The organism is candidate division WOR-3 bacterium (assembly GCA_039801725.1).
Lineage (GTDB): Bacteria > Hydrothermota > Tepidihabitantia > Tepidihabitantales > DTDR01 > DTDR01.
The window spans coordinates 75,710-97,411 of sequence record JBDRVE010000001.1 but is presented as its reverse complement, the minus strand read 5'-3'; the positions used below and the strand labels follow the sequence as shown (position 1 = coordinate 97,411).

Sequence of the window (21,702 nt, the reverse complement as noted above, 5' to 3'; positions counted from 1 at the left end):
TTATCCTTTATAAAGTAGGAGGAAAAATGAAAATAAATATTACTGCTCGGCATTTTGAAGTGCCCGAAAGTTTATTTTCTTTAATTGAAAAGAAAAAAAAGAAGTTTGAAAGGTTTGAAAATTTAATATTGGATTTTACCTTGGCTCTTTCCAAAGATTCCCTTTATTTTATTAGTGAAGGAAAAGTTAAATTAAAAACCGGAATTCTTAATGCCAAGGTACAGAATCCGGAACTGGGAGTAGCAGTAAATGAGACATTTGATAAGTTACTTATTCAGTTAAAAAAACATCATGAGAAATTAGTAGAGAAGAATGTTAGACGAAAATGACAGAAGTAATAACCAAAAAGATAAAGGTTGCTGAATTATACTCCGAAAAAAGAGAAGACCTAAATTTAGAACTTCTTAGTGATGCTGGTTTGCAGGAAAGAGAGATAGTTACTCCTGATACTAATCGTCCAGGTTTGGCATTAGCCGGATATACGGAAATTTTTTTATTTGAAAGAATTCAGATAATGGGTAAAACCGAAGTGGGTTATTTAGCTACCCTCGATGATAAGAAACGAAAAGAGGCAGTTGAAAGAGTAATGAAATTTCAACCACCGGTTTTTATTTTTACTCACGAAAATGAAGCAATAAAAGATTTTATTGAGTATAGTAAAAAATACCAGGTTCCGATTCTGAGAACCAATCTACCCACGACCTATTTTATTCATCGACTCACCTCTTATCTGGATTACAAATTGGCACCAGAGACTTATGTTCATGGTGATTTAGTTGATGTTTATGGAATTGGATTGTTAATTGTTGGTGAATCAGGAATTGGTAAAAGTGAATGTGCTTTAGATTTAGTAGCCCGAGGACATCGTTTAGTAGCGGATGATTTGGTTAGAATTTTACGAAGAGGAGAAGGAATTTTAATGGGTTATAGTGCAGCCAAAAGTCCTAAGTTACAACATCATATTGAAATCCGCGGAGTAGGAATTGTTGATATTTATAGCCTCTTTGGTGTACGCGCCTTAAGGGTGCAGAAAAGGATTGAAGTGGTAGTGGAACTGGTAAAATACAAAAAAGATACCGATTACGAAAGATTAGGTTTAGAAGATCAGTATACCGAGATTTTAAATGTAAAAATTCCTCTTGTTAGAATTCCCGTTATCCCCGGTAAAAACCTTGCTTTAGTTTGTGAAGTGATTGCTAAAAATCACCTTTCTAAAATTTTGGGTTATCATCCAGCAAAAACCTTTTACGAAGAGTTGAACAGAATATTACTAGGAAAACCACAAGTAGATCAATTTATAACCGACGATATTGAATGATGAGTGAAATTGGCACGGTCGTTTTAACCCATAGTCAACTAGCCTTTGGCTACCAGAAATTATTAGAAAAGATGTTTGGAACATTAACCGATACAGTTTTTTTGAGCAACGAGGGATTATCTTTTGAGGAACTGAAAAATAAATTGGCTGAAGAGATTAAGAAACTAAACAAAAAAAAGATAATAATTTTTATTGATATAATTTATGGTAGTTGTGCCCAAGCAGCCGCCGAATTGAAAAAGGAGAATGAGAATATAAAATTGGTTTGCGGTTTTAATCTACCTTCGCTAATAAAATTTTTCACTTATAAAGATAAAAAACCGATTGAAGAACTTATACAAGAGGTTATTAACTCCGGTAAAGAAGGGATAAAAGAGTTTTAAATTTTTCCTTTAACTTTATTTTTCTTCCCAAAATATCGAAAAATTTTAATTTTTCTTTGATTTTTTTCTTCTCTTGAAGACCGGAGGTTTCTTGATATTTGATAATTAAAATATCTTGGTTCCCCGTACCAATAACATAAATTTCATTCTCTCTGATAATAATATCATTCCCCTCGCTGAAAAATCCCACATTGCCACTTATCCGCCAGATTTCATTGCCATTTTTATCACATTTTATTGTTAAAATATCGTTATTACTACCGGTAGCATAAAGATAATTATGATAATAAACAATTTTATTACCATAACCCCCATTAATCATTCTTTCCCAAATGGTTTGACCAGTAGTATTGAATTTATTAATGACGAAATAGGAATTAATAAAACCAGTAACATAAAAATTGTTATTTTCATCAATGGCGATACTTTTTGTTTCATCATCGGTATTAGGTCTTCCATATCTTCTTTGGAAAAGTGTTCGACCATTTTGGTCGTATTTTAATAATACCCAATCTTCACCGGTTGCCGGATTGTAATTATAACCGCTTACTAACACATTTCCACTACTATCAATACCGATAATCTTACCCCATTCATTATAATCAATTGTTGAATAGATTTTTGACCAATAAAAATTACCAGAAGTATCATACTTGATGGTTAAAATATCGCTTCCACTGATAGAAAAATCTACCGAACCGGTGATAAAAATATTTCCTCTTTTGTCATAAATAATCTTTTCCCCTTGGTTTGCTAAACTATTATTCTCATAATGATTTCTAAACCAAACTACTTCACCATTTTTATTTAATTTATAAGTTCCAACATTAGTAAAATAAGAAAATTCCATTACTCCCGTAATATAAACATTATTAAACTCATCTATTGTGATACTTCTAGCATAATCATAACCTGTTCCGCCAAAAGTTTTCTGCCAACAAAAATTACCCAGGGAATCGTATTTTATAATAAGATAATCCCAATTATTGCTATCAGTAAAAGTAGCACCAACAATATATATAGAATTTTCATCATCGATTGCTATTCCGGAAACTCCTTCATTTTCCTGTGTTTCCAATTCTCTTATCCATTGCAATTGTCCATGAGAATTAATTTTAAATAAAATAATATTATAATTACCGCTTTCCCTTTCTGTTAAGCCACAGGCAACAATGTTATAATTTTTATCAAACAAGATAAAATAACCGAAATCGTTTCTATTGCCATTATAACAATATCGCCAAACTTCGTTGACTTGATTAAAAAGAAATGCGATGATGAAAATCATATTTTTATTTTTTATTATAAGAAAAATCTTTCTAAAATCAATTATTCTTGAAATTTAAACAATAATCATCATAATTTATATCGAAAATGAGAATTTTTCTAATTCTTCTTTTCTTTTTTACCTGTAGTGTGAATTATCTCAAAGAAGCAGAAAGGAAAGTAGTTTTAAATGGTTATGAAGATAATTTTATCGTGATTAATGAAATAAAGAATGAGAAAATAAAAAAATGGCATTGTTATTTTATAAAAAATCTTAACTATCTAAAACAACTCTGTGAAAAATTTTTTTCTATTCCTGAAGAAAGTAATTTTGAATTTAAATTTTTTGCTTATGATTCCTTAAATAAAAAATATTTAATGCGCTACTTTGCCTTTAAGCCTAATCCAATAGACATTGCTGGTTGGCAGGTAATTTTTATTTTTAACGCCAGAGGAGATTTAGATAAAGTTTATATCTCAGAAGTTCCTTTAGAAAAATGAGAAAAAATAAGCAAAACAAGAAAACAAGTAAAATCTTTATCAATATTGATAAAAAGAAAACTTTTTTTATTTTACTCCTAATTTTTCTTTTATTGGCAATTCTTGCTTATGACCCAAAGCCTGCTTTGGGTGGGGATAATATTCATTATCTTTTATTAGCTCGTTCTTTAATAAGTTTTAAAGGTTATAGGGATTTATGGCATCCTGAGGAAAAGCCCCATACCCAATATCCTTTTGGTTTTCCTTTACTGATTATCCCTTTTTTGTTGATCTTTGGTGAGTATTCATTATTTTTAAATTTTTTACCTTTACTTTTTTTTATCGGTTCTTTTTTCTTAGTAAAGAAAATTTTTCAAGAAACAAAATGGCAAATTCCTTTGATTGTTCTTTTTTTCTTTTCTCCTTGGGTAATTGAAAACTCCCACGTTCTTCTTTCTGAGCCGCCCTTTATCTTTTTTTCTCTTTTAACCTATTATCTTTTTATTTTATACGAAAAAAGAAAAGATTTTAAATTCTTCATTCTCTTTCTTCTTTCTGCTATTTTCACTTTTTTTATTCGGACTGCTGGAATTGCCCTTCTTTTGGCAATTTTTCTTTATTTCTTTGAAAAAAGAAAATATAAATTATTAATAATCGCTTTAACACTATTTTTGATTACTTTTTTTCCTTGGGAAATAAGAAATAGAAAAGTAACACCAAAGAGTAGTTATTTACAACAATTTTTGCAAAAAGATCCTTATCAACCAGAATTAGGGAATATTAATTTTTCAGGATATCTTAGTCGAGTATTTAAAAATTTTTATTTTTATAATTTTGTTATCATTCCTCAACTCTTTTATCTTAATGAATTTCCGCCAATAAGTTGGCAAGTTATAATAGGTTCTTTAACAATTTTTTTAATATTGGTTGCTCTTTTTACTTTTATGAAAGATAAAAAACCTTTAAATAAATTGATTTTTTATTATTTCCTTTTCTCTTCATTGGTTATATTTTCTTGGCCCGAAGTCTGGTCCAGCGAGCGATTCCTTTTTCCCTTTTTCATCTTTTTTCTTTACCTTATTTTTATAGGTAGCGAAAAGATTTTTATGAAATATAAGCTCTCTTTTCTTATTTATCCCTTATTTTTTCTTATCTTTCTTTTTTATTTGATAAGAGATTTTCAAAGGATAAAAGAAAATTTACCTAACCTAATAAAAAATTTTTCTGGCGATAAATATGCCGGTTATTCACTGGATTGGCAGAATTATTTTAAAGCCTTGGAGTGGTTAAAAGAGAATACTGAAGAAAAAGCGATTATAATTTCTCGTAAACCCGAATTTACTTATTTTATCTCAAGAAGAAAATCCCTTCTCTATAAATTTTCTTCTAATCCTCAAGAAGTGTTGAAAGAAATATTAGAAAATAAAGCGGACTACCTTTTGTACGATAATTTTTATTGGACTTTAACTTCTCAAAGATATTTACTACCAGTATTAAAAATTTATTCCCAATACTTTCAGTTAGTTTATAAAACATCGCCCCCGGAAATGGAAATTTTTAAAATTAGAAAATGATTTACTAAAATAAGTTTCTTTAGGAATAATTAGTTTTTAAGTATTTTTTTCGAAATATATCTTGACTCTTTTTAAAATTTTTGATAAAATGAAATATGCCAGCGAATCTGCCGCCTCAGTATTTTGAAGTAGAGGAGAAATATCGACAAGCTAAAACGATAGAAGAGAAACTTTATTATTTAAAAGAGATGTTAGCAATCGTTCCTAAGCATAAAGGAACGGAAAAATTACAAAAAGAAATCAAAACAAAAATTTCTAAATTGCGAAAAGAACTGACCAAAAAACCGAAAGTAAGTCGCACGGTTTGGTATCATTTTGAAAAACAAGGAGCCGGTCAGATTGCTGTTTTCGGTAGCCCTAACTCGGGAAAATCCTCTTTGGTAAGACTTTTAACTAATGCCAATACGGAAGTTGCCGATTATCCTTTTACTACTACAATTCCTATTGCTGGGATGATGAGATATGAAAATATTCAAATTCAATTAATTGATTGTCCACCATTAAAAGAGAATTTAGCTCCGTGGTATTTTCATGTTTTAAGAACGGCTGATGCCCTTTTATATCTCTTTGATTTAAGTCAAGATTCATTATTAGAAGAGGCAGAAAAGAATTTTAAAATTATTGAGGAAGGGAGAATTAACATTTTTAGAGAAAGCGAACCTAATTATAAAAAAACAATTTTCTGTGGTAATAAATTAGATGAAGAAAATAGTGAATTTAGATATAACCTCTTTTTAGAATTTTTAAAAAATTATGCTCCTTTAGATCAATTGAGAATACTGGCAATTTCGGTAAAAGAACAAAAAAATATCGAAGATTTGAAAAGACTATTATTTGAAAGTTTAGAGATTATTAGAGTATATACTAAGCCACCCGGCAAGCCGCCGGAATTAGAAGAACCGATTATTTTAAAGAAAAATTCTAATGTTCTTGATGCCGCTGAAGCCCTTCATAAAGATTTTGCTCGAAATCTTAAATACGCTCGTTTATGGGATAATAAAAATTTATTTGGTCAAAGAGTGGAAAAAAACCATATCCTAAAAGATGGGGACATAATTGAATTTCATATTTAACTAAATTGACTTAAAATATTTTTTTATTATTCTTTTTTTATGATTTTTTTATTTATTTTTTCTCTTTTTTCTCAGAGTTTGGATTCACTATCTTTAAAATATATAAAAAAGGGATTAGAAGTTTTAGGAATAAAAGAGAACGAATTGGGATACGAAAAGCGCTGGGCAATTGATACTATTTATCGTCTTTTTATTATTGATTCTCTTTTTAAAAAACCTTTAGAAACTCCTAAATACTTAGATGAAAATGTTCTTTTTTTAAATAACAACAAGGATTCTCTTGTTAAGACTTATCTATTTCTGTTAAATCAATTAAAAAGAAAAGATTTTATAGGGATTTCTGAAAAAAAAGAAATAGCGAAAATAAAAAGAGAAATTGAAAACCAAGTAGCAAATCTTAAAAAAAGAACAATAGAAAAGGAGTACCTTTTTTATTTAATTGCTGCCTTTCTTGTGGGTGATAGTTATTACAAGAAGGCTTTAAGTAAATTAAAAGAAAAGGAAATTCATACATTACTTGCTGAAATTCCTTATCTATTTTCTGATGAAGAAGCTAGCGAAGACGATTATTTAAGAGGAGTGATTTTAAAAGAATATGAGATCTTTTACGATACTACTAAAGAAATTGAATTAGAAACTTTATTTGGAATTTTAAGGAAAGTTGAAATGATAGATTTATATCGGGCTAATTTAGCCTATCTTTTGGGTGTGGAGAAGTTTTTGAGGGAGCTGAAAGACTTTTCTTGGGAGAAAGATTTTGAAGAAATAAATCTCAACGGTATTACTATTGCTTTGGGCGGTAAAAGGAATAATTATTATAATAAAGATTATCGAATAATTGTTGATATCGGAGGCAATGATTACTACACGGTTAAAAATCGCGGAATAGCAATAGAAAATTTTTCTTCTTTAATTATTGATTTAGAAGGTGATGATTTTTATTATGGCAAAAATATAGCTACTTTGGCAAGCGGAATTATTGGAAGTGGGTTTCTTTTTGATTTAGCAGGAAATGATATTTATTGCGCAGAAGATTTTTCGTTAGGTTCGGGAATTTTGGGAGTTGGGATTTTATGGGACCAAGCGGGAGATGATATCTATCAAGGAAAAACTTTTTCTTGCGGTTCAGGTTTTTATGGAATAGGATTGCTTATCGATTTTTCTGGAAATGATAATTACCGGATTTATAATTTTGGTCAAGGATTTGGTTCTACTTTTGGTTACGGGCTTTTATTCGATTTAGAAGGAAATGATGGGTATTATGCTGGTGGCAAATATTTGCATATTCCTCTTTTACCGAATGATTACCGTTCCTTTTCTCAGGGTTTTGCCCTGGGTTTTCGACCAGAAGCAAGCGGTGGAATTGGGTTTCTGTGTGATATGGCTGGAAATGATTTTTATAATGGCGATGTCTTCACCCAAGGATGTGGTTATTGGTATTCTCTAGGAATGCTATATGATAGAAAAGGAAATGATAAATATTATGCCACCGAATATGCTCAAGGAGCAGGAATTCATTTAGCAATTGGAATTTTGGTGGATTCTTGTGGTGACGACTTTTATTATTCTCGTTTAGGCCCTTCTCAAGGTGAAGGTCATGATTTAGCCTTGGGAATATTAATTGATAATGATGGCGATGATTTCTATTATGCCTCGGGTGGTCAAGGAATCGGTTTAACAAATTCCTTCGGTCTTTTTTTAGATAAAAATGGTGACGATTTATATTTCAATAAAGAGGAAAGATTTGGTCAAGGTTTTGCTAATGAAGCAAGAGGATTTGGTGGAATCGGTTTATTTATTGACATAAGGGGTAATGACTTATATGGGAAGAAAGGAATGGGAGAGAATAACAGCAGCTGGGTAGCAGGAACTTACGCTTACGGAATTGATGAGTTAAAAGAAAAAGAAAAAATAGAAGAGATAGCAGATACGGCAATTAAGGATTTGGAAAAAATGGAAATTGAAGAATTATTTAAATATGCTTCTAAGTGGGAAGTAGGAAATGCCAAAAAGATTGTGAGAGAAGCCAGGAGTGAATTGATTAAAAGAAAAGAAAAGGCAGTGGAGTACATCATAGAGAAAAAATTGTCAACTAAAAATAGTTTAGAATTGCGGGCAATCGAAGAGATTGCTTGTTCTCTTCCTTCTCTTATTAAACCCCATTTAATGGATAGTATTAATAGCGAAAACACCCAAACCCGAGCAAATGTGATCTACCTTTTAGGAAAAATAAAAGCCAAAGAGGCTATTCCTCTTTTGGTGAAGGCTTTAAGAGATAAAAGAAATCGACCAAGATGGATTTTGAATACTTTCGCTGAAATTGGCGATACTTCAGTATTTTATGAAATATGCCACCATTTAAATTCTTCGGATGAACCAACACGGATTTATGCCTGTTATGCTTTAGGAAAGTTAAAAGACCAAAGGGGAATCGGTTATTTAATAAAGAAATTAAAGGACAGAATCTTTACTGTTCGTCAAAGCGCAGAGATTGCTTTGGGTGAAATTGGTGTATCAATTGTGCCTGTTCTTTTAGACAGTTTATCAAAAAATAAAAATGAAGATTTTGAAAAAAGTGTTTTAAGGGTAATAAATCGAATTATTCCCAAATTAGATACCTTAAAAAACTTGAAAGAAAGGGTAAAAATAAAAAATCTTTTGATTTCTTATTTGGATGTAGATAATTTATCTTTAAAAACTTTGGCAATCGAAGGCCTTTCTTTATTTAAAGAGAAAGAGATCAAAGAAATTTTAAGAAAAAAAATACCTTTTGAAAGCGATCCATTAATTTTAAGGAAATTAAAAGAAGGAGCAGAATTATGAAATTTGTCTATTCTGATAAATACGAAGTAGATATTGGTATCCATGTTTTTCCGACAGTTAAATATCGGCTAATAAGAGAAAAATTGCTTAACGAAAATTTAGCAAAAGAAGAAGATTTTATTGAGCCGCCGCCGCCTAATCTGGATGATATTCGTTTAGTTCATACGCAAGATTATCTCGATGATCTTTTAAATTTAAGATGGACAAGCAGGACAGTAAGAAGTGAATTGCCTTTAACTTGGGAGATTGTTGAGGCTTATCTTTTAGCTGCTTCTGGAACAATTTTGACTTTAAAAATTGCTTTACAAGAGAAAATTGGATTTCATATTGGTGGCGGTTTTCATCATGCTTTTCCGGAACATGCTGAAGGTTTTTGTTATATCAATGATATTGCTGTCGGAATAAGAAAACTTCAAAAAGAAGGGTTAATCAAAAGAGCAGCGGTAATCGATTGTGATTTGCATCAAGGAAATGGTACAGCAAAGATTTTTCAAAACGATGAATCAGTATTTACTTTTTCTATCCATCAGGAAAATCTGTATCCAATCAAGGAAGAGAGCGATTGGGATATTGGGTTACTAGATTTTACTGGAGACGAAGTTTATTTAAACCATTTAAAAGAAGCGATTCCGAAGATTATTAAAAAACATCAACCTGAATTGATTGTTTATGTTGCTGGTGCTGATCCTTATAAAGAAGATCAATTAGGATTGTTGAGATTGACAAAAGAAGGGTTAATAGAAAGGGATCGGATTGTCATAAAAAATGCTTTAGATAATAATATCCCAATAGGAATTGTTTTAGGAGGAGGTTATGCTTTAGACATAATGGATACGGTAGAAATTCATTTTAACACTGCCAAAGTTTGTTTAGAGTTTCTTAAAGAAGAAAAAGTTGATGAATGAAAAAAATTGGTATAATCTCGTGGCAAAAAGATAGTCAATATGCCTTTTCTTTAGCTTCTACTTTAACAGGAGATTTAATAAAAATACCGGTAAAAAAGAGAATTGATTACCTCTTAAATTTTGTAAAAACCTTAATAATTATAAGCAAAAAAAAATATAACTTTTTAATTTTAGAAATTCCGCCAATTTACTTAAGTTATTTGATTTTCTTTTATAAAAGGCCTACCATGGTGGTTTCTCATTCTAATATTTTTCTTTTAAATCATTGGTGGCATCATTTACAACGAAATATTTTAAAATATCTTTTAAGAAAAACCAAAGGGTTGATTATTCATAACGATAAATTATTGGAATTGATAAAAAATTATCCCACAAAAAAATTGGTAATTGAACCACCGCCGCGAAAATTAGAGAAAAGCAATTTTTTTAAAAAGGAAAACAGAGACTTTCCAAAAGTTTTGGTAAGCTTATCTTTCAGTGAAGATGAGCCGATCAATGAATTAATAGATTGCTGTAAGGAATTGACAAATATTAACTTCTATTTAACTGGGGATTATTTAAAATTTTCTAACTATTGGAAATTTAAAGAAATTAGAAATATTATTTTTACCGGATATCTAAAAAAAGAAGAATATGAAAAATTATTATCTTCCGTTGATTTTGTTATTGGTCTTACCACTCGCGATTACACTGTTTTACAGAGTGGTTACGATGCTTTAGGTGCGGAAAAGCCCTTTTTAACTTCTGATAAAGAGGTTTTGCGAGAATATTTTTCTAAAGGGACAGTTTTTGTTAAAAATCACAAAGAAGATATTAAAAGAGGAATAAATGAAATTTTGAAAAGATATGAAATTTTGAAATTAGAAGTTAAAGAATTAAAAAAAATCAAAATAAAACAATGGGAGGAAAATACAAAAACCTTGAGGAAAATTATTGATGATTGTTAGAAATTTTCTTTTCTTAGGTTTAGGAGAAATAACAGGAAGAATATTTTCTTTTCTAGCTATTCTTTATCTAACTCGAAAGATCAGTTTAATAAATTTTGGAGGGATAAATTTTGCTCTTAGTTATATTAATTATTTTTCTCTTTTAACAAATTTAGGATTATTAACTTACGGAATTAGAAAGATCGCCCAAAGTTTTGAGATAAAAAAAACTGTTGATAAAATTTTTTCCACCCGATTATTATTAGGAATTTTGGCTACCTTTTTATCAATCTCGCTCGTCAATCTTATAAAAGGGGATATTATCTTTAAAAAATTGATTTTGATTTATTCATTATTTATTCTTTTTGATGCCATAAATTTAGAATGGTTTTTCTTGGGTAAAGAAGAAATAAGATTCTGTACCCTTAATCGTTTTTTTGTTAATTTCCTTTATTTTCTATTACTATTAATTTTTTTAAGGAGTGATAAAGAGATTCTAATTATTCCCCTTTCTTTTATTTTGGGAAATTTGGTAGGTTCTTTAATGCTTATCTATTTCTATCATAAAAGGTTTTATAAAATTGATTTCCAATTAAATATCAAGGAAAAACTCTCTTTATTAAAAGAAACACTTCCATTGGGAGGAGCACAGATTTTAATTCAAGTCTATACTCTTTCCGGTATAATTTTTTTAGGAATTTTTAAAATGAAAAAAGAATTGGGGTATTACAGTAGTGGTTTTCGGGTGCTTTTAATATTGATGATTTTTGACCGGATATTTAATCAAGTTGTTTTACCTTTTTTAGCAAAAAAATTCCAAAATAGAGAATTTACTTTATTAGAAAATATCACAAGATTGGCTTTGTCTTTTTTATTACCAATTATCTTTTTTCTTTTTATTGTTAGCAAAAAGTTATTCCTCTTCCTTTTTCCAATAGAATATCTACCCGGAAAAGTGGTTTTCCAATTTCTTTTGGGATTTTTTATCTTTACTCTTCTTAACTCAATTTTTTCCTTAAGTTTGATTGCTTTAAAAAAAGATAGACAATATTTTAAAAACATTTTTATTGGTACTCTTTTTAATCTTTTAATGGTAATTATTCTCACTAAAATTTTCCTCCATTTAGGAGCCGCCTTTTCTCTTTTGTTAACCGAATTTTTAATCTTTTGGTTGAATTTTTGGACATTGCAAAGTTTTTACAAATTTAAGTTCTTAACCTGTCTACTTTTTCCTTTACTTTTAACCTTTTTAGTCAGTTTGCCGCTACTATTATTTAGAAATTTTTCTTTCCTTATTTTAAGTTTTCTGTTTTTGATATTTTATTTTGGTTTACTCCTCATATTTAAAAAAGAAATAAAGAAAGATTATTCCTTATTAAAATGAACAATAGGGAAATAGAAATTTTGGTAAATGAAAAAGATTTAGGTTTTTTAGAAGTTTTGAAAATGGAGAAACCTTTTGGTTTCCGAATTGTGAAAGAAGAAATGAAGAGTAATATTGAAATTTATTATCAGAAAAGAAAACTGGGTGAAATTTTTGATATTACCAAATTGAAAAATCATATAAAAGAAGTTAAAATAAAAAAAAGATATTCAAAATATTTTCTCCCCAAACAAGAACCAATCTATTGGGGAATTGAAATTATTGATATCTTTGATAATCTTTTCTTTTTTAATAAAGAGGAAATTGTTTATTTTTTAGAAAGTAATAAAATCTATCTTCCTTTTTCTTTAAAGGATTTATTAAAAAACAATGAAACAAAACCAAAATATTTTTACTTCTCTCTTTTGAAGTTTCCTTACGAATTCGTGAGCAAAATAAATAAAGGTGCTTTACGAAGATTAGTAATTAATTTATTAATTAGTATTTTTCATAAAAATAAGATTCCCTATTATTCTGTATCTTATTTTCCTAATAATAATCAAACGGTTTTTCTTTTTAGAGTAGATGGTGATTTTGCTACACTAAAAGAAATAACAAAGGTATTTGAACTTTTAACCAAGAAGAATATCAAATTCACTTTTTTTGTTGATGTAAAATCAAGTGAAAGATTTTTAGACTTTTTTAAGGAGAAGAGCAGGGAAAAATTTGATATTCAACTTCATTCCTATTATCATTATGTTTATAAGGAAAAAGGGAGAAATTTGAATAATTTAGCTCTTGGCAAAAAGAAATTAGAAGAAATGGGAATAGAAATTAAAGGTTTTGCTGCTCCTTTCGGAATGTGGAACTTATCACTAAATGAAGCCTTGGAAGAACTTAATTTTCTCTATTCATCAGAATTTGGTTTTAATTATGATGATTTTCCTATACTTCCAATTATTCACGATAACTTTTCTAAGGTTTATCAAATTCCCATCCATCCAATTTCGGTCGGTCGCCTGAAAGTTTTAAATTTATCTTTAACAGAGATGATAAAATATTACCAGGAATACATATTAAAAACTTACGAAAAAGGTTATCCGATTGTTTTGTATGACCATCCTTTAAGTATTTTGAAATTTTGGGATGTTTTTAAAGAAATTTTTGATTTTATCAAAGATTTTTCTAATATAAAAATAATGACTTTTACGGAATTTTTTGAATGGTGGCAAAAGAGAGAAGAAGTGGAAAATTATCAAGAGAAAAAACTGAAATTACCGAAGAGGGAGCCAAAAATAAAATATATTAGAAACAAAGAATTTTATTTAAAAATAAAAAGTTTAATTCTTTCTTTTCATCGGAGACGAAAATTGAGATGAGAGTTCTTTTTGTTACTTTTCCCGGTTTTCAACTTTTTGAAGGTGGAATTAAAACCCAAGTAATTTCTTTAAAAGAGGAGCTCGAAAAAATTGGTTGCGAAGTGAAAATTTTTTGTGAAGAACCAGTTAAAAAAGAAGAGTTAAAAAGTTATGAGATTATCCATTTTTTTGGCTCAGGGATAAAAACTTTTCATCTTTTTCAAATAATAACTAGTTTTAATAAAAAGATTATTTTAACACCGGTTTTCTATTCCCAACATTCTGCAATGATTAATAAAATAGGAATTGGTTTATTTACTTTTTTTTACAAATATTTTGGTTTCTATAATGAACATTTAATTTTAAAGGAAATGGTAAAGAATTCTCATTTAATAGTTTGTAATACTTGTGCCGAAAAAGATCTGATAAAAAAGATGTTTGGTTTAGAAGAAACGAGATTGGCAATTTTACCAAATGGTGTGGATATAGACTTTTATTATGCCTCTCCTTATCTGTGTTATGAAAAGTTAGGGTTAAGAGGTTTTATTTTATATGTCGGTCATATTGGCTATAAAAGAAAAAATTTATTAAGGTGTTTAGAAGTATTAAAAAAGCTTAATTTTCCAACTTTATTAGTAGGTAAAATTATTAAAAATAATTACAGTGATAAATGTTTATCGTTAATAAAAGAGGCTAAAAATATTTATGTGATAGATGAATTGCCTCATAATTCCGAATTATTAAAATCTATCTATGCGGCTTGTGAAGTATTTTTACTTCCCTCCTATTATGAAACACCTGGTATTGCTGCCTTAGAAGCTGGATTAGCGGGTGCTAAAATTCTTATAACCAAAAATGGTGGCACAAAAGAATATTTTAAAGATTATGCCTTTTATCTTAACCCTTATTCTCAAAGGGATATTGAAAAGAAATTGGTTCTTGCTTTTAAAAAAGAAAAGAATAATCTTCTCAGAGAGCATATAAAAAATAACTATACTTGGGATATAATTGCTGTAAAACTGAGAAAAATTTATGAAGATTTCTTAAGGACTAACGGCTAATTTCTCTAATAATTATCAAAACCCCTAAAAGTATGAAAATTCCGCCGCTGATAAATCTTAGCCATTTTAAAGGAATTAGACGAAAAAGATTATCACCAATTATTACCGCCAGAAGAGTACTTATTCCTAAAGCTAAAATAGCGCTTAAAAATACCAGAAAAGGCGATTTTAGAGAAGCAGCAAAATTGAGAATGGAGAGTTGAGTTTTATCGCCTAATTCCATCATAAAGATTGTTAAAAAAATTAAAAAGAACATTTTTATATTCATACTTTATTATAGAAGATTATTTTTTTAAATCAATCTGCTCGACCAAGCGATTATTTGTCAGTCCGTTTTGAGAACTTATTAAATACCTTTTTAATTATTAACGAAGGATTAACGAAATTAATTTTTATAACGAAAAATAAAGTATTCACATCTTTAAATAATTATTTATCAAGATGGTCAAAAAGCTATTTATGAATAATAAATTCTCCAAAGGAATAATTGATTTCGGAGTAAAAATATAAAAAACATCTTTTTTTCTTTAACTATTTTTATATTCCTTAAAAATAGCTTCTATACTGTCTCCACCATACAGTTCCCTATTTGAAAGAGAGTAAAATCCGGCTGTTTTATTAGCATAAAATTTAGAAAAATATTTGAGATTGAAACTTATTTAACTATTAAGTAAAAAACTTGTCTTATGTTAAGTTATGTTAAGTATCTCCTTCTTATAGTTTATCTTTTAATAAGAGCTTCTTTATTAAACCTTCATTCACTACCATCATCTTTCTCTTATCAACTTTGTATCCACTATTTTGCTTTTTTTAGTTTATATATAAAAAACCTAAGAGGTTGCTATTTTTAATTCAAATGTCTATTCAATTTTTAGCCATTTGTTTTTCAACAAATTGATTTTTTAAGATATTTATTCTATAATTGAAATATGCTTGATGAAATAAAAATAACTAAAGCAATCGTTGAAAGTTATTTAAAAGAATTTAATAGATATTTAGAATCGGATGTGATTATTTGTGGTGCGGGTCCTTCGGGATTAGCAGCAGGTTATTACTTAGCAAAATCCGGTGCCAAAGTAGTGATTTTAGAAAAACATCTTCGACCTGGCGGCGGTTTAACGGGTGGCGGAATGATGTTTAATAAAATCGTTGTTGATGAAGAAGGAAAAGAAATCTTAAAAGAGTTGGGAATTAACTACGAAAAATATGAAGAAAATTATTATGTCGCCTGTGCTTTGGAAACCTTAGGAGCACTTGTTTATCACACCATTAAAAAGGGAGCAAGAATTTTTAATTTGATAATGGTAGAAGACCTACTTTTTCGCAATGGTAAAATCTCCGGAGTGGTAATTAACTGGACAGCAGTAAATCTAGCCAATTTACATGTCGACCCAATGACAATGCGTTCGCACTTTGTTGTTGATGCTACCGGTCATAATTGTGAACTGGTAAGAATTTTAGAGAAAAAGATAGGTAATGTTCTTTTTACTTCTACCGGTAAAATTATTGGTGAAAAATTAATGAATGCTGAAGAGGGAGAAAAATTTACTATCGAAAATACCAAAGAGGTTTATCATAATCTTTTTGTTTGTGGAATGGCGGTGAACGCGGTATTTGGTGGACCAAGGATGGGACCAATTTTCAGCAGTATGCTTATTTCTGGAAAGAAGGTTGCCGAATTGATAAAAGAAAGATTAAAATGAATGAAAAAGAAAAAATTGTTTTAATATTCCTAAGTGCATTTTTTATATTAGGTAGTCTTATTTCTTATTTTAATGGAAAAAGAAAAAATACAATATTAAAAGAAGAAATTGTTAAGCAGGAAATTAAAGAAGATAGGAAGGTAACAAAAAAGAAGATAAATATTAATGAGGCTTCTCAAAAGGAATTGATAAGTTTACCAGGAATTGGTGAAAAAATTGCACAAAGAATAATTGAATACCGCCAAAAAGAAGGTAAATTTAAAAGTAAATCAGAACTTTTAAAGATAAAAGGTATCGGAAAGAAGAGACTATCGAGAATAGAAGATTTAATTGAAATTAAATAAGATTTCGGTTATATTTCTGTTGGAAATTATTATAAAACTCTTCAAATTGGTCTTTTAAGATAGCTTCTCTTATTTTTTTCATCAAATTGATAAAAAAATAAATATTATGGTAAGTTAATAAACGGGGACCAAGAATTTCTTCACTAATAAAAAGATGGCGAAGATAAGCGCGAGTAAAATTTTTACAGGTATAACATTCACAATTGGGATCCAAGGGTGAAAAATCTTTTTCAAATTTAGCATTTTTAATTATTATTCTTCCCTCAGAAGTAAAGGCAGTACCGGTTCGACCATTTCTAGTTGGCAAAACACAGTCAAATAGATCCACTCCCAATTTCACACATTCTAAGATATCTTCCGGATAACCACAACCCATTACGTATCTTACTTCTTTTTTGGGAATCAAATCAGTGCAAAAAGCTACTATTTCGTAGGATAATTTTGGTGTTTCGCCTAAAAATAAGCCACCAATCGCATAACCATCAAAACCGATGTCTAGCAATTCTTTTGTGGCTTTTTCTCTTAAGTCTAAATAAGTAGCGCCTTGGATAACACCAAAAAGATTAAATTCTTGGCTTTTTACCTCTTTTGATTTCTTTGCCCATTCATTAGTTTTTTCTACAGCCTTTTTGGCCTCATTATATTCCACCGGATAGGGGAGACAGATATCTAAACACATTCCAATATCACTCTTGATTCTTTCTTGGTATAATACAACATTTTCCGGTGTAAAAAAATGGGTTGAACCATCAATATGGGATTTAAACTGGACTCCATCATCTTTTATGTTCACTAATGGTGAAATAGAAGCGATTTGAAATCCACCAGAATCTGTTAAGACGGGTTTATAGAAAGATGCGAATTTGGTTAAACCACCGGCTTCTTCGATTACATCAATCCCAGGACGAAGATAAAGATGATAAAGATTGCAGATAATAATTTCTACATCGATTTCTGATAATTCTCTAGGAGTCATCGTTTTTACCGTGCCTTGGGTGCCAACGGGCATAAAAGCCGGTGTTGTCACTTCACCATTCGGAAGAATAAGTTTGCCAACGCGGGCTCGAGAATTTTTACTTTCTTTTTCTATTATAAATTTCAACTTGTTTCAAATATGGAAAAACTACCTAAATTTAGTTTCAAGGGTTTTTCTTTTACTACGGAATTTTCTCCCAAAATAGAATCTTCTAATAGGGAGTTTTCAATATAGGCGCCTTGGTTAATAATTGAATCTCTTATTATTGAATTTCTTATTTCCACTTCTTCGGAGATAGAAACAAAAGGTCCGATAATCGAATTTTCAATAACTGCACTGTCATGGATATAGACCGGAGGGATGATTAAGGATTTTTCTCGAGGTTTAAAATAATTGGTATTTTGTAAAAGATACCGATTAGTTTGAATCAAAGCTTCGGGTGTTCCGCAATCTAGCCAGTATTCCACGGGAAAGACTTTAAAGATTATGTTTTCTTCGATCATTATCTCCAAGGCATCGGAAAGTTGATATTCACCTTTTGTTTTTATGTCTTCTTTGATGATTCTTTCTAAGGCATCAAAAAGGGGGGAGGAATTGAAGATATAATAGATGCCAACAATTGCCAAATTACTTTTGGGCTCGGCTGGTTTTTCAACAATTTTAGTAATGGCTCCATCTTTTATTTCAACTATTCCAAATCTTCTTGGGTCATCAACTTTTTTGACACCAATCCAATTTTCCTTTCCCACTAAGTTATTCAGTGGCATATCAATTATCGTATCACCAAGGATTATCAAGCAAGGTTCGTTTTTAAAATATGGTTTGGCTTTATAAACCGCGTGGCCCAATCCTTTTGGTTCTTCTTGAATAACAAATTGAAAATTTAAAGAGTAGTTTGCTTTTAAATATTTTTCTATTGGGTTGCCATTGGGTGCGATTATTACAATTACTTCTGCGGGATTTAATTCTTTCACTCTTTCCATTATATGGCCAATAATTGGTTTTCCGGCTACCGAAAGCAAAGGTTTGGGAGTGGTATGAGTATGGGGTTTCAATCTTCTTCCTTCACCAGCAGCCGGAATAACCACTTTAACTTTACTTTCCATATCAACTCCTTTTTAAAATTTTGCTAAAAATTTCTTTAAATTTTCAATTAATTCAATTTTTAAAGGGTCGATATTTCTTTTTAATGCCCAATGATAACTTATAAAATCACCAAAGAGAATTAGAGAAAAAACATTAAAAAAGTTGTTTTTACTAATGGGTGGAATTATCTTATGAGTCACTTTATTTTCTTTTAAAAGTTTGGAAAGAAAATTTATCCTTATAAGATTTCTTTTATGAGAAAAGGGATTTTTTAAAAGGAAAACAAAAAGAGTATCTTTTAAAAGCTCTAAAAAAGGAAGGGCGTTAATTTCATTATGATTCTGCTCCGGTAAATAACTATAAAAGGCTAAAATCTTAGTGTTTTCATTAAATTGATTTTTCCAACGATAAGCAATCGGCAGATAGGAATAAGAGTCCACAATAATATAGGGAATTTTATTTTCAATTAGTTTAGTAATTCTTTTGGCCCTTTCGTTTAATCTTTTTCTCATTCTCTTTAGATATAAAATTGTTTTTTCTATCTCTTGTTGACAATTAGGGATAATTGCTAATCTGCTTAGGGTTAGTAATATTGGAATGGTTAGATAGGCCAAAGCCTGACGCGGTGGATAGTTTTGGGGCAAAATAAAAAGCAAGTCTTGATTTTTTTCTGCCAAAACTTTTAATTTACCACCAGCGGTAATTACAATTAACGGTAATTTGTTTCTTTTAAGTTGCTGGTAGTTGAAAATTGTCTCTTCGGTCTCTCCCGAATAACTGATAACAAAATAAAGAGTTTTTTTATTGCAGAAAAAAGGTAGATAATAATCTTTTATTACTAATATGGGAGATTTTAAAAAAGAATAGGTGAGGCTAAAGACAATATCGCCAGCAATGCCGCTGCCACCCATTCCAACAACAACAATTTTTTCAATATCATTAATTTTATCTAAAAAATCTTTTCTTTCTTTCAGTGCTTGATTAGTGAGAGCTAAAGACTCTTCTAACTGTTCGGGAAAGTGGTAGATTAAATCAAACATAGGAGTATTTTTCTAAGGGAATTTTTTCCTTTTTAATTCTCTTTTTAAGATAACGTAATACTTCCGAAGGGGTAGAAAAGTTTATTACTTTCTCGGCAATCTCTTTACAAAAATCGGTATCTAAGAAGGAGATAAGTTCTTTTGCATAGGGAATAAATTGTGGCGCCATTGATAGTTCATCGATTCCCATACCAATTAAAATAATTATACCGAAAGGTTCGCTTGCCAATTCGCCACATAAACCAACCCAAATACCATTTCTGTGGCCATTCTTTATCGTTTCTTTTATTAGTCTTAAAACTGCCGGATGGTAATGGCTGAAGAGATAACTTACTTTTTCGTTTCCACGGTCACAGGCCAAAGTGTATTGGGTAAGGTCATTGGAGCCGATAGAAAAGAAAGAACATAATTTTGCTAACACATCCGAAAGTAAAACTGAAGAAGGTGTTTCAATCATAATTCCTAATTCAATATTCTCATCAAAATCGATATTTTTCTCTTTTAATTCTTGTTTTATCTCTTCTAAGATATTTTTGGTCTTGATAACTTCATCAATATTACTTACCATCGGCAACATCACTTTAATATTTCTTGTTTGGGAAGCCCTTAAGATTGCTCGTAATTGAGTTTTAAAGAAATTTAAATTGCTTAGACAGAATCTTATTCCTCGCCAACCTAAAAAAGGGTTATTTTCAAAATAGCCAGGAATTATTTTATCACCGCCTAAATCAAAAGTCCGGATAATAACAAAATAGGGTTTCATCTTTTCGGCAACCTCTTTATAAAATTGGTACTGCTCTTCTTCGCTTGGTAATTCTCTTTTGGATAAAAAGAGATATTCAGTTCGAAAAAGGCCGATTCCTTTCGCACCATATTCTTTTGCCATTACTGCTTCATAAACAAACTCAATATTAGCTGAGATGTCCACATACTTTCCATCTTTTGTTTTTGCTTCCTGTTCTTTTTGGGTGATTAGCGCCTTTCGTCGCTTACCTAATTCTTCTTTTTCTTTTTCGTAAAATTTTATTCTCTTTTCTGTAGGAGAAAGAATTACTAAACCTCGATTACCGTCAATTATTGCTTCCTTAACTTTGCTGCTAAATTGTAAAAGATTTTCTACACCCACCACGGCAGGAATCTCTTTTGCTTTTGCCATTATAGAAATATGGGAAGTCTTACCACCCATTTCCAAGGCAATACCTAAAATATACTCTTTATCTAAAATTGCCATATTCATCGGGGTTAAAGTGTGAGCAAAAAGAAGACATTTTTTATCGGGAAAAAGTAGTGAGAATCCCTTTTTACTATCTTTTAATTTTTTCAACACATAAAGACAGACATCAAAAATTTCTGAACTTTTATCAACAAAAACGCTTACTCCTTTACTTGCTAAATTGTGATAATATCTTTTGATAACTTCGGAATAAGCATATTCGGCAGATACCCTTCCTTTTTCAATTAGTTCTTTAGCCTCTTTTATAACCGTTTCATCAGTGAGAAAAGCAATCTGGATTTTAATGAATTCGGCAATATCTTTTCCCATTTCTGCCCTTACCTTTTGGTAAATTTTTTCAAAATCTTCTTTTGTTAGAGTAATAGCTTTATCTAACCTTTCTTTTTCTTGAAAAATTTCTTCGGCAGAGATTTCTTTTTTTTCAATAACTGGCAATTGTGGTGAATAGACTTCTATTTCACCATAACCGAAATCACCGTTTATGGGAATGCCTCTTAAAATTCTTTCTTTCATTGGTTAGTAAGGAATTTTTTTAATGCTTCAATTGCTTCTTGTTCATCTGGGCCATCAGCTTCTAAGATAAGTTCACTTCCCCTTTCAGCTGCCAAGGTTAGTAGGGATAAAATACTTTTTCCGTTAACCCAGATGCCATCTTTACAAACCCTTATTTTTGATTTAAATCTTTCAGCAATCTTTACAAACTCGGCTGCTGGTCGAGCGTGTAAGCCAATTTCAATCCCCACTTTTGCCTTTTCCCTCACCATTTTCACTAATAATTATAATTAATCA

At 30.0% G+C, this 21,702-nt stretch carries 21 protein-coding genes; 14 read left to right on the top strand and 7 right to left on the bottom strand.

Annotated elements, in window-relative coordinates; all coding sequences use genetic code 11:
• Window positions 1-26 precede the first annotated feature (26 nt).
• Genes raiA through ABIK75_00515 form a run of 3 tightly spaced genes read left to right on the top strand, consistent with a single transcriptional unit; the run spans window position 27 to window position 1,701 of the window.
• Window positions 27-329 (top strand): ribosome-associated translation inhibitor RaiA, encoded by a 303-nt coding sequence (gene raiA, locus ABIK75_00525; protein MEO0089583.1) that lies wholly within the window; start codon window positions 27-29, stop codon window positions 327-329.
• On the top strand, window positions 326-1,318 hold the full coding sequence (gene hprK / locus ABIK75_00520; GenBank protein ID MEO0089582.1) for an HPr(Ser) kinase/phosphatase: 993 nt from the start codon (window positions 326-328) through the stop codon (window positions 1,316-1,318). Before raiA ends, hprK begins: the two co-directional genes overlap by 4 nt.
• Window positions 1,315-1,701 carry a hypothetical protein gene (locus tag ABIK75_00515; GenBank protein MEO0089581.1) on the top strand — a complete coding sequence of 129 codons (387 nt, stop codon included), beginning with the start codon at window positions 1,315-1,317 and terminating at the stop codon, window positions 1,699-1,701. Before hprK ends, ABIK75_00515 begins: the two co-directional genes overlap by 4 nt.
• On the opposite strand, the gene ABIK75_00510 is transcribed toward ABIK75_00515, so the two are convergent.
• Window positions 1,667-2,989, bottom strand: coding sequence for an SBBP repeat-containing protein (locus tag ABIK75_00510; GenBank protein MEO0089580.1), 1,323 nt, complete (start codon window positions 2,987-2,989; stop codon window positions 1,667-1,669). The two genes, ABIK75_00515 and ABIK75_00510, sit on opposite strands and share 35 nt — an antisense overlap.
• Before the next feature lie 86 nt (window positions 2,990-3,075).
• On the opposite strand from ABIK75_00510, the gene ABIK75_00505 reads away from it, so the two are divergent.
• From ABIK75_00505 to ABIK75_00465, 9 genes are all read left to right on the top strand, one after another.
• Window positions 3,076-3,468 carry a hypothetical protein gene (locus tag ABIK75_00505; protein ID MEO0089579.1) on the top strand — a complete coding sequence of 131 codons (393 nt, stop codon included), beginning with the start codon at window positions 3,076-3,078 and terminating at the stop codon, window positions 3,466-3,468.
• A complete protein-coding gene (locus tag ABIK75_00500) occupies window positions 3,465-5,021 on the top strand; it encodes a hypothetical protein (GenBank protein MEO0089578.1) in 1,557 nt (518 codons plus the stop codon). The genes ABIK75_00505 and ABIK75_00500 overlap by 4 nt, the downstream gene beginning before the upstream one ends.
• A gap of 95 nt (window positions 5,022-5,116) precedes the next feature.
• Entirely contained in the window at window positions 5,117-6,094 is a 978-nt protein-coding gene (locus ABIK75_00495; GenBank protein MEO0089577.1) for a GTPase, read from the top strand.
• Between the two features lie 39 nt (window positions 6,095-6,133).
• Complete coding sequence (locus ABIK75_00490; GenBank protein ID MEO0089576.1) at window positions 6,134-8,917, top strand: HEAT repeat domain-containing protein; 2,784 nt, start codon at window positions 6,134-6,136, stop codon at window positions 8,915-8,917.
• Window positions 8,914-9,822, top strand: coding sequence for a histone deacetylase (locus ABIK75_00485; GenBank protein MEO0089575.1), 909 nt, complete (start codon window positions 8,914-8,916; stop codon window positions 9,820-9,822). The genes ABIK75_00490 and ABIK75_00485 overlap by 4 nt, the downstream gene beginning before the upstream one ends.
• Window positions 9,819-10,769: a hypothetical protein gene (locus tag ABIK75_00480; GenBank protein ID MEO0089574.1), complete on the top strand. Its 951-nt coding sequence runs from the start codon at window positions 9,819-9,821 to the stop codon at window positions 10,767-10,769. The genes ABIK75_00485 and ABIK75_00480 overlap by 4 nt, the downstream gene beginning before the upstream one ends.
• Window positions 10,759-12,132, top strand: a complete 1,374-nt coding sequence (locus ABIK75_00475) for an oligosaccharide flippase family protein (GenBank protein ID MEO0089573.1) — start codon at window positions 10,759-10,761, stop codon at window positions 12,130-12,132. Before ABIK75_00480 ends, ABIK75_00475 begins: the two co-directional genes overlap by 11 nt.
• The gene (locus ABIK75_00470) at window positions 12,129-13,490 is read left to right on the top strand and encodes a polysaccharide deacetylase family protein (protein MEO0089572.1); all 1,362 of its coding nucleotides are present in this window, start codon (window positions 12,129-12,131) and stop codon (window positions 13,488-13,490) included. Before ABIK75_00475 ends, ABIK75_00470 begins: the two co-directional genes overlap by 4 nt.
• Window positions 13,487-14,530: a glycosyltransferase family 4 protein gene (locus ABIK75_00465; protein ID MEO0089571.1), complete on the top strand. Its 1,044-nt coding sequence runs from the start codon at window positions 13,487-13,489 to the stop codon at window positions 14,528-14,530. The genes ABIK75_00470 and ABIK75_00465 overlap by 4 nt, the downstream gene beginning before the upstream one ends.
• Here ABIK75_00465 and ABIK75_00460 read toward each other — a convergent pair.
• Window positions 14,520-14,786: a TMEM165/GDT1 family protein gene (locus ABIK75_00460; GenBank protein ID MEO0089570.1), complete on the bottom strand. Its 267-nt coding sequence runs from the start codon at window positions 14,784-14,786 to the stop codon at window positions 14,520-14,522. The two genes, ABIK75_00465 and ABIK75_00460, sit on opposite strands and share 11 nt — an antisense overlap.
• Window positions 14,787-15,459: 673 nt before the next feature.
• Here ABIK75_00460 and ABIK75_00455 point away from each other — a divergent pair.
• The gene (locus tag ABIK75_00455; protein ID MEO0089569.1) at window positions 15,460-16,233 is read left to right on the top strand and encodes a sulfide-dependent adenosine diphosphate thiazole synthase; all 774 of its coding nucleotides are present in this window, start codon (window positions 15,460-15,462) and stop codon (window positions 16,231-16,233) included.
• The gene (locus tag ABIK75_00450; protein ID MEO0089568.1) at window positions 16,230-16,577 is read left to right on the top strand and encodes a helix-hairpin-helix domain-containing protein; all 348 of its coding nucleotides are present in this window, start codon (window positions 16,230-16,232) and stop codon (window positions 16,575-16,577) included. The genes ABIK75_00455 and ABIK75_00450 overlap by 4 nt, the downstream gene beginning before the upstream one ends.
• Here ABIK75_00450 and tgt read toward each other — a convergent pair.
• From tgt to ABIK75_00425, 5 genes are read right to left on the bottom strand one after another with little or no spacing between them, the layout of a single operon-like run.
• On the bottom strand, window positions 16,570-17,679 hold the full coding sequence (gene tgt / locus ABIK75_00445) for a tRNA guanosine(34) transglycosylase Tgt (GenBank protein ID MEO0089567.1): 1,110 nt from the start codon (window positions 17,677-17,679) through the stop codon (window positions 16,570-16,572). The two genes, ABIK75_00450 and tgt, sit on opposite strands and share 8 nt — an antisense overlap.
• On the bottom strand, window positions 17,676-18,659 hold the full coding sequence (locus tag ABIK75_00440) for a sugar phosphate nucleotidyltransferase (GenBank protein ID MEO0089566.1): 984 nt from the start codon (window positions 18,657-18,659) through the stop codon (window positions 17,676-17,678). Before ABIK75_00440 ends, tgt begins: the two co-directional genes overlap by 4 nt.
• Window positions 18,660-18,671: 12 nt before the next feature.
• Window positions 18,672-19,679, bottom strand: coding sequence for a bifunctional phosphoglucose/phosphomannose isomerase (locus ABIK75_00435; protein MEO0089565.1), 1,008 nt, complete (start codon window positions 19,677-19,679; stop codon window positions 18,672-18,674).
• Entirely contained in the window at window positions 19,672-21,426 is a 1,755-nt protein-coding gene (gene ptsP / locus ABIK75_00430; GenBank protein ID MEO0089564.1) for a phosphoenolpyruvate--protein phosphotransferase, read from the bottom strand. The genes ABIK75_00435 and ptsP overlap by 8 nt, the downstream gene beginning before the upstream one ends.
• Window positions 21,423-21,677: an HPr family phosphocarrier protein gene (locus ABIK75_00425; GenBank protein ID MEO0089563.1), complete on the bottom strand. Its 255-nt coding sequence runs from the start codon at window positions 21,675-21,677 to the stop codon at window positions 21,423-21,425. The genes ptsP and ABIK75_00425 overlap by 4 nt, the downstream gene beginning before the upstream one ends.
• Between the last annotated feature and the right edge of the window lie 25 nt (window positions 21,678-21,702).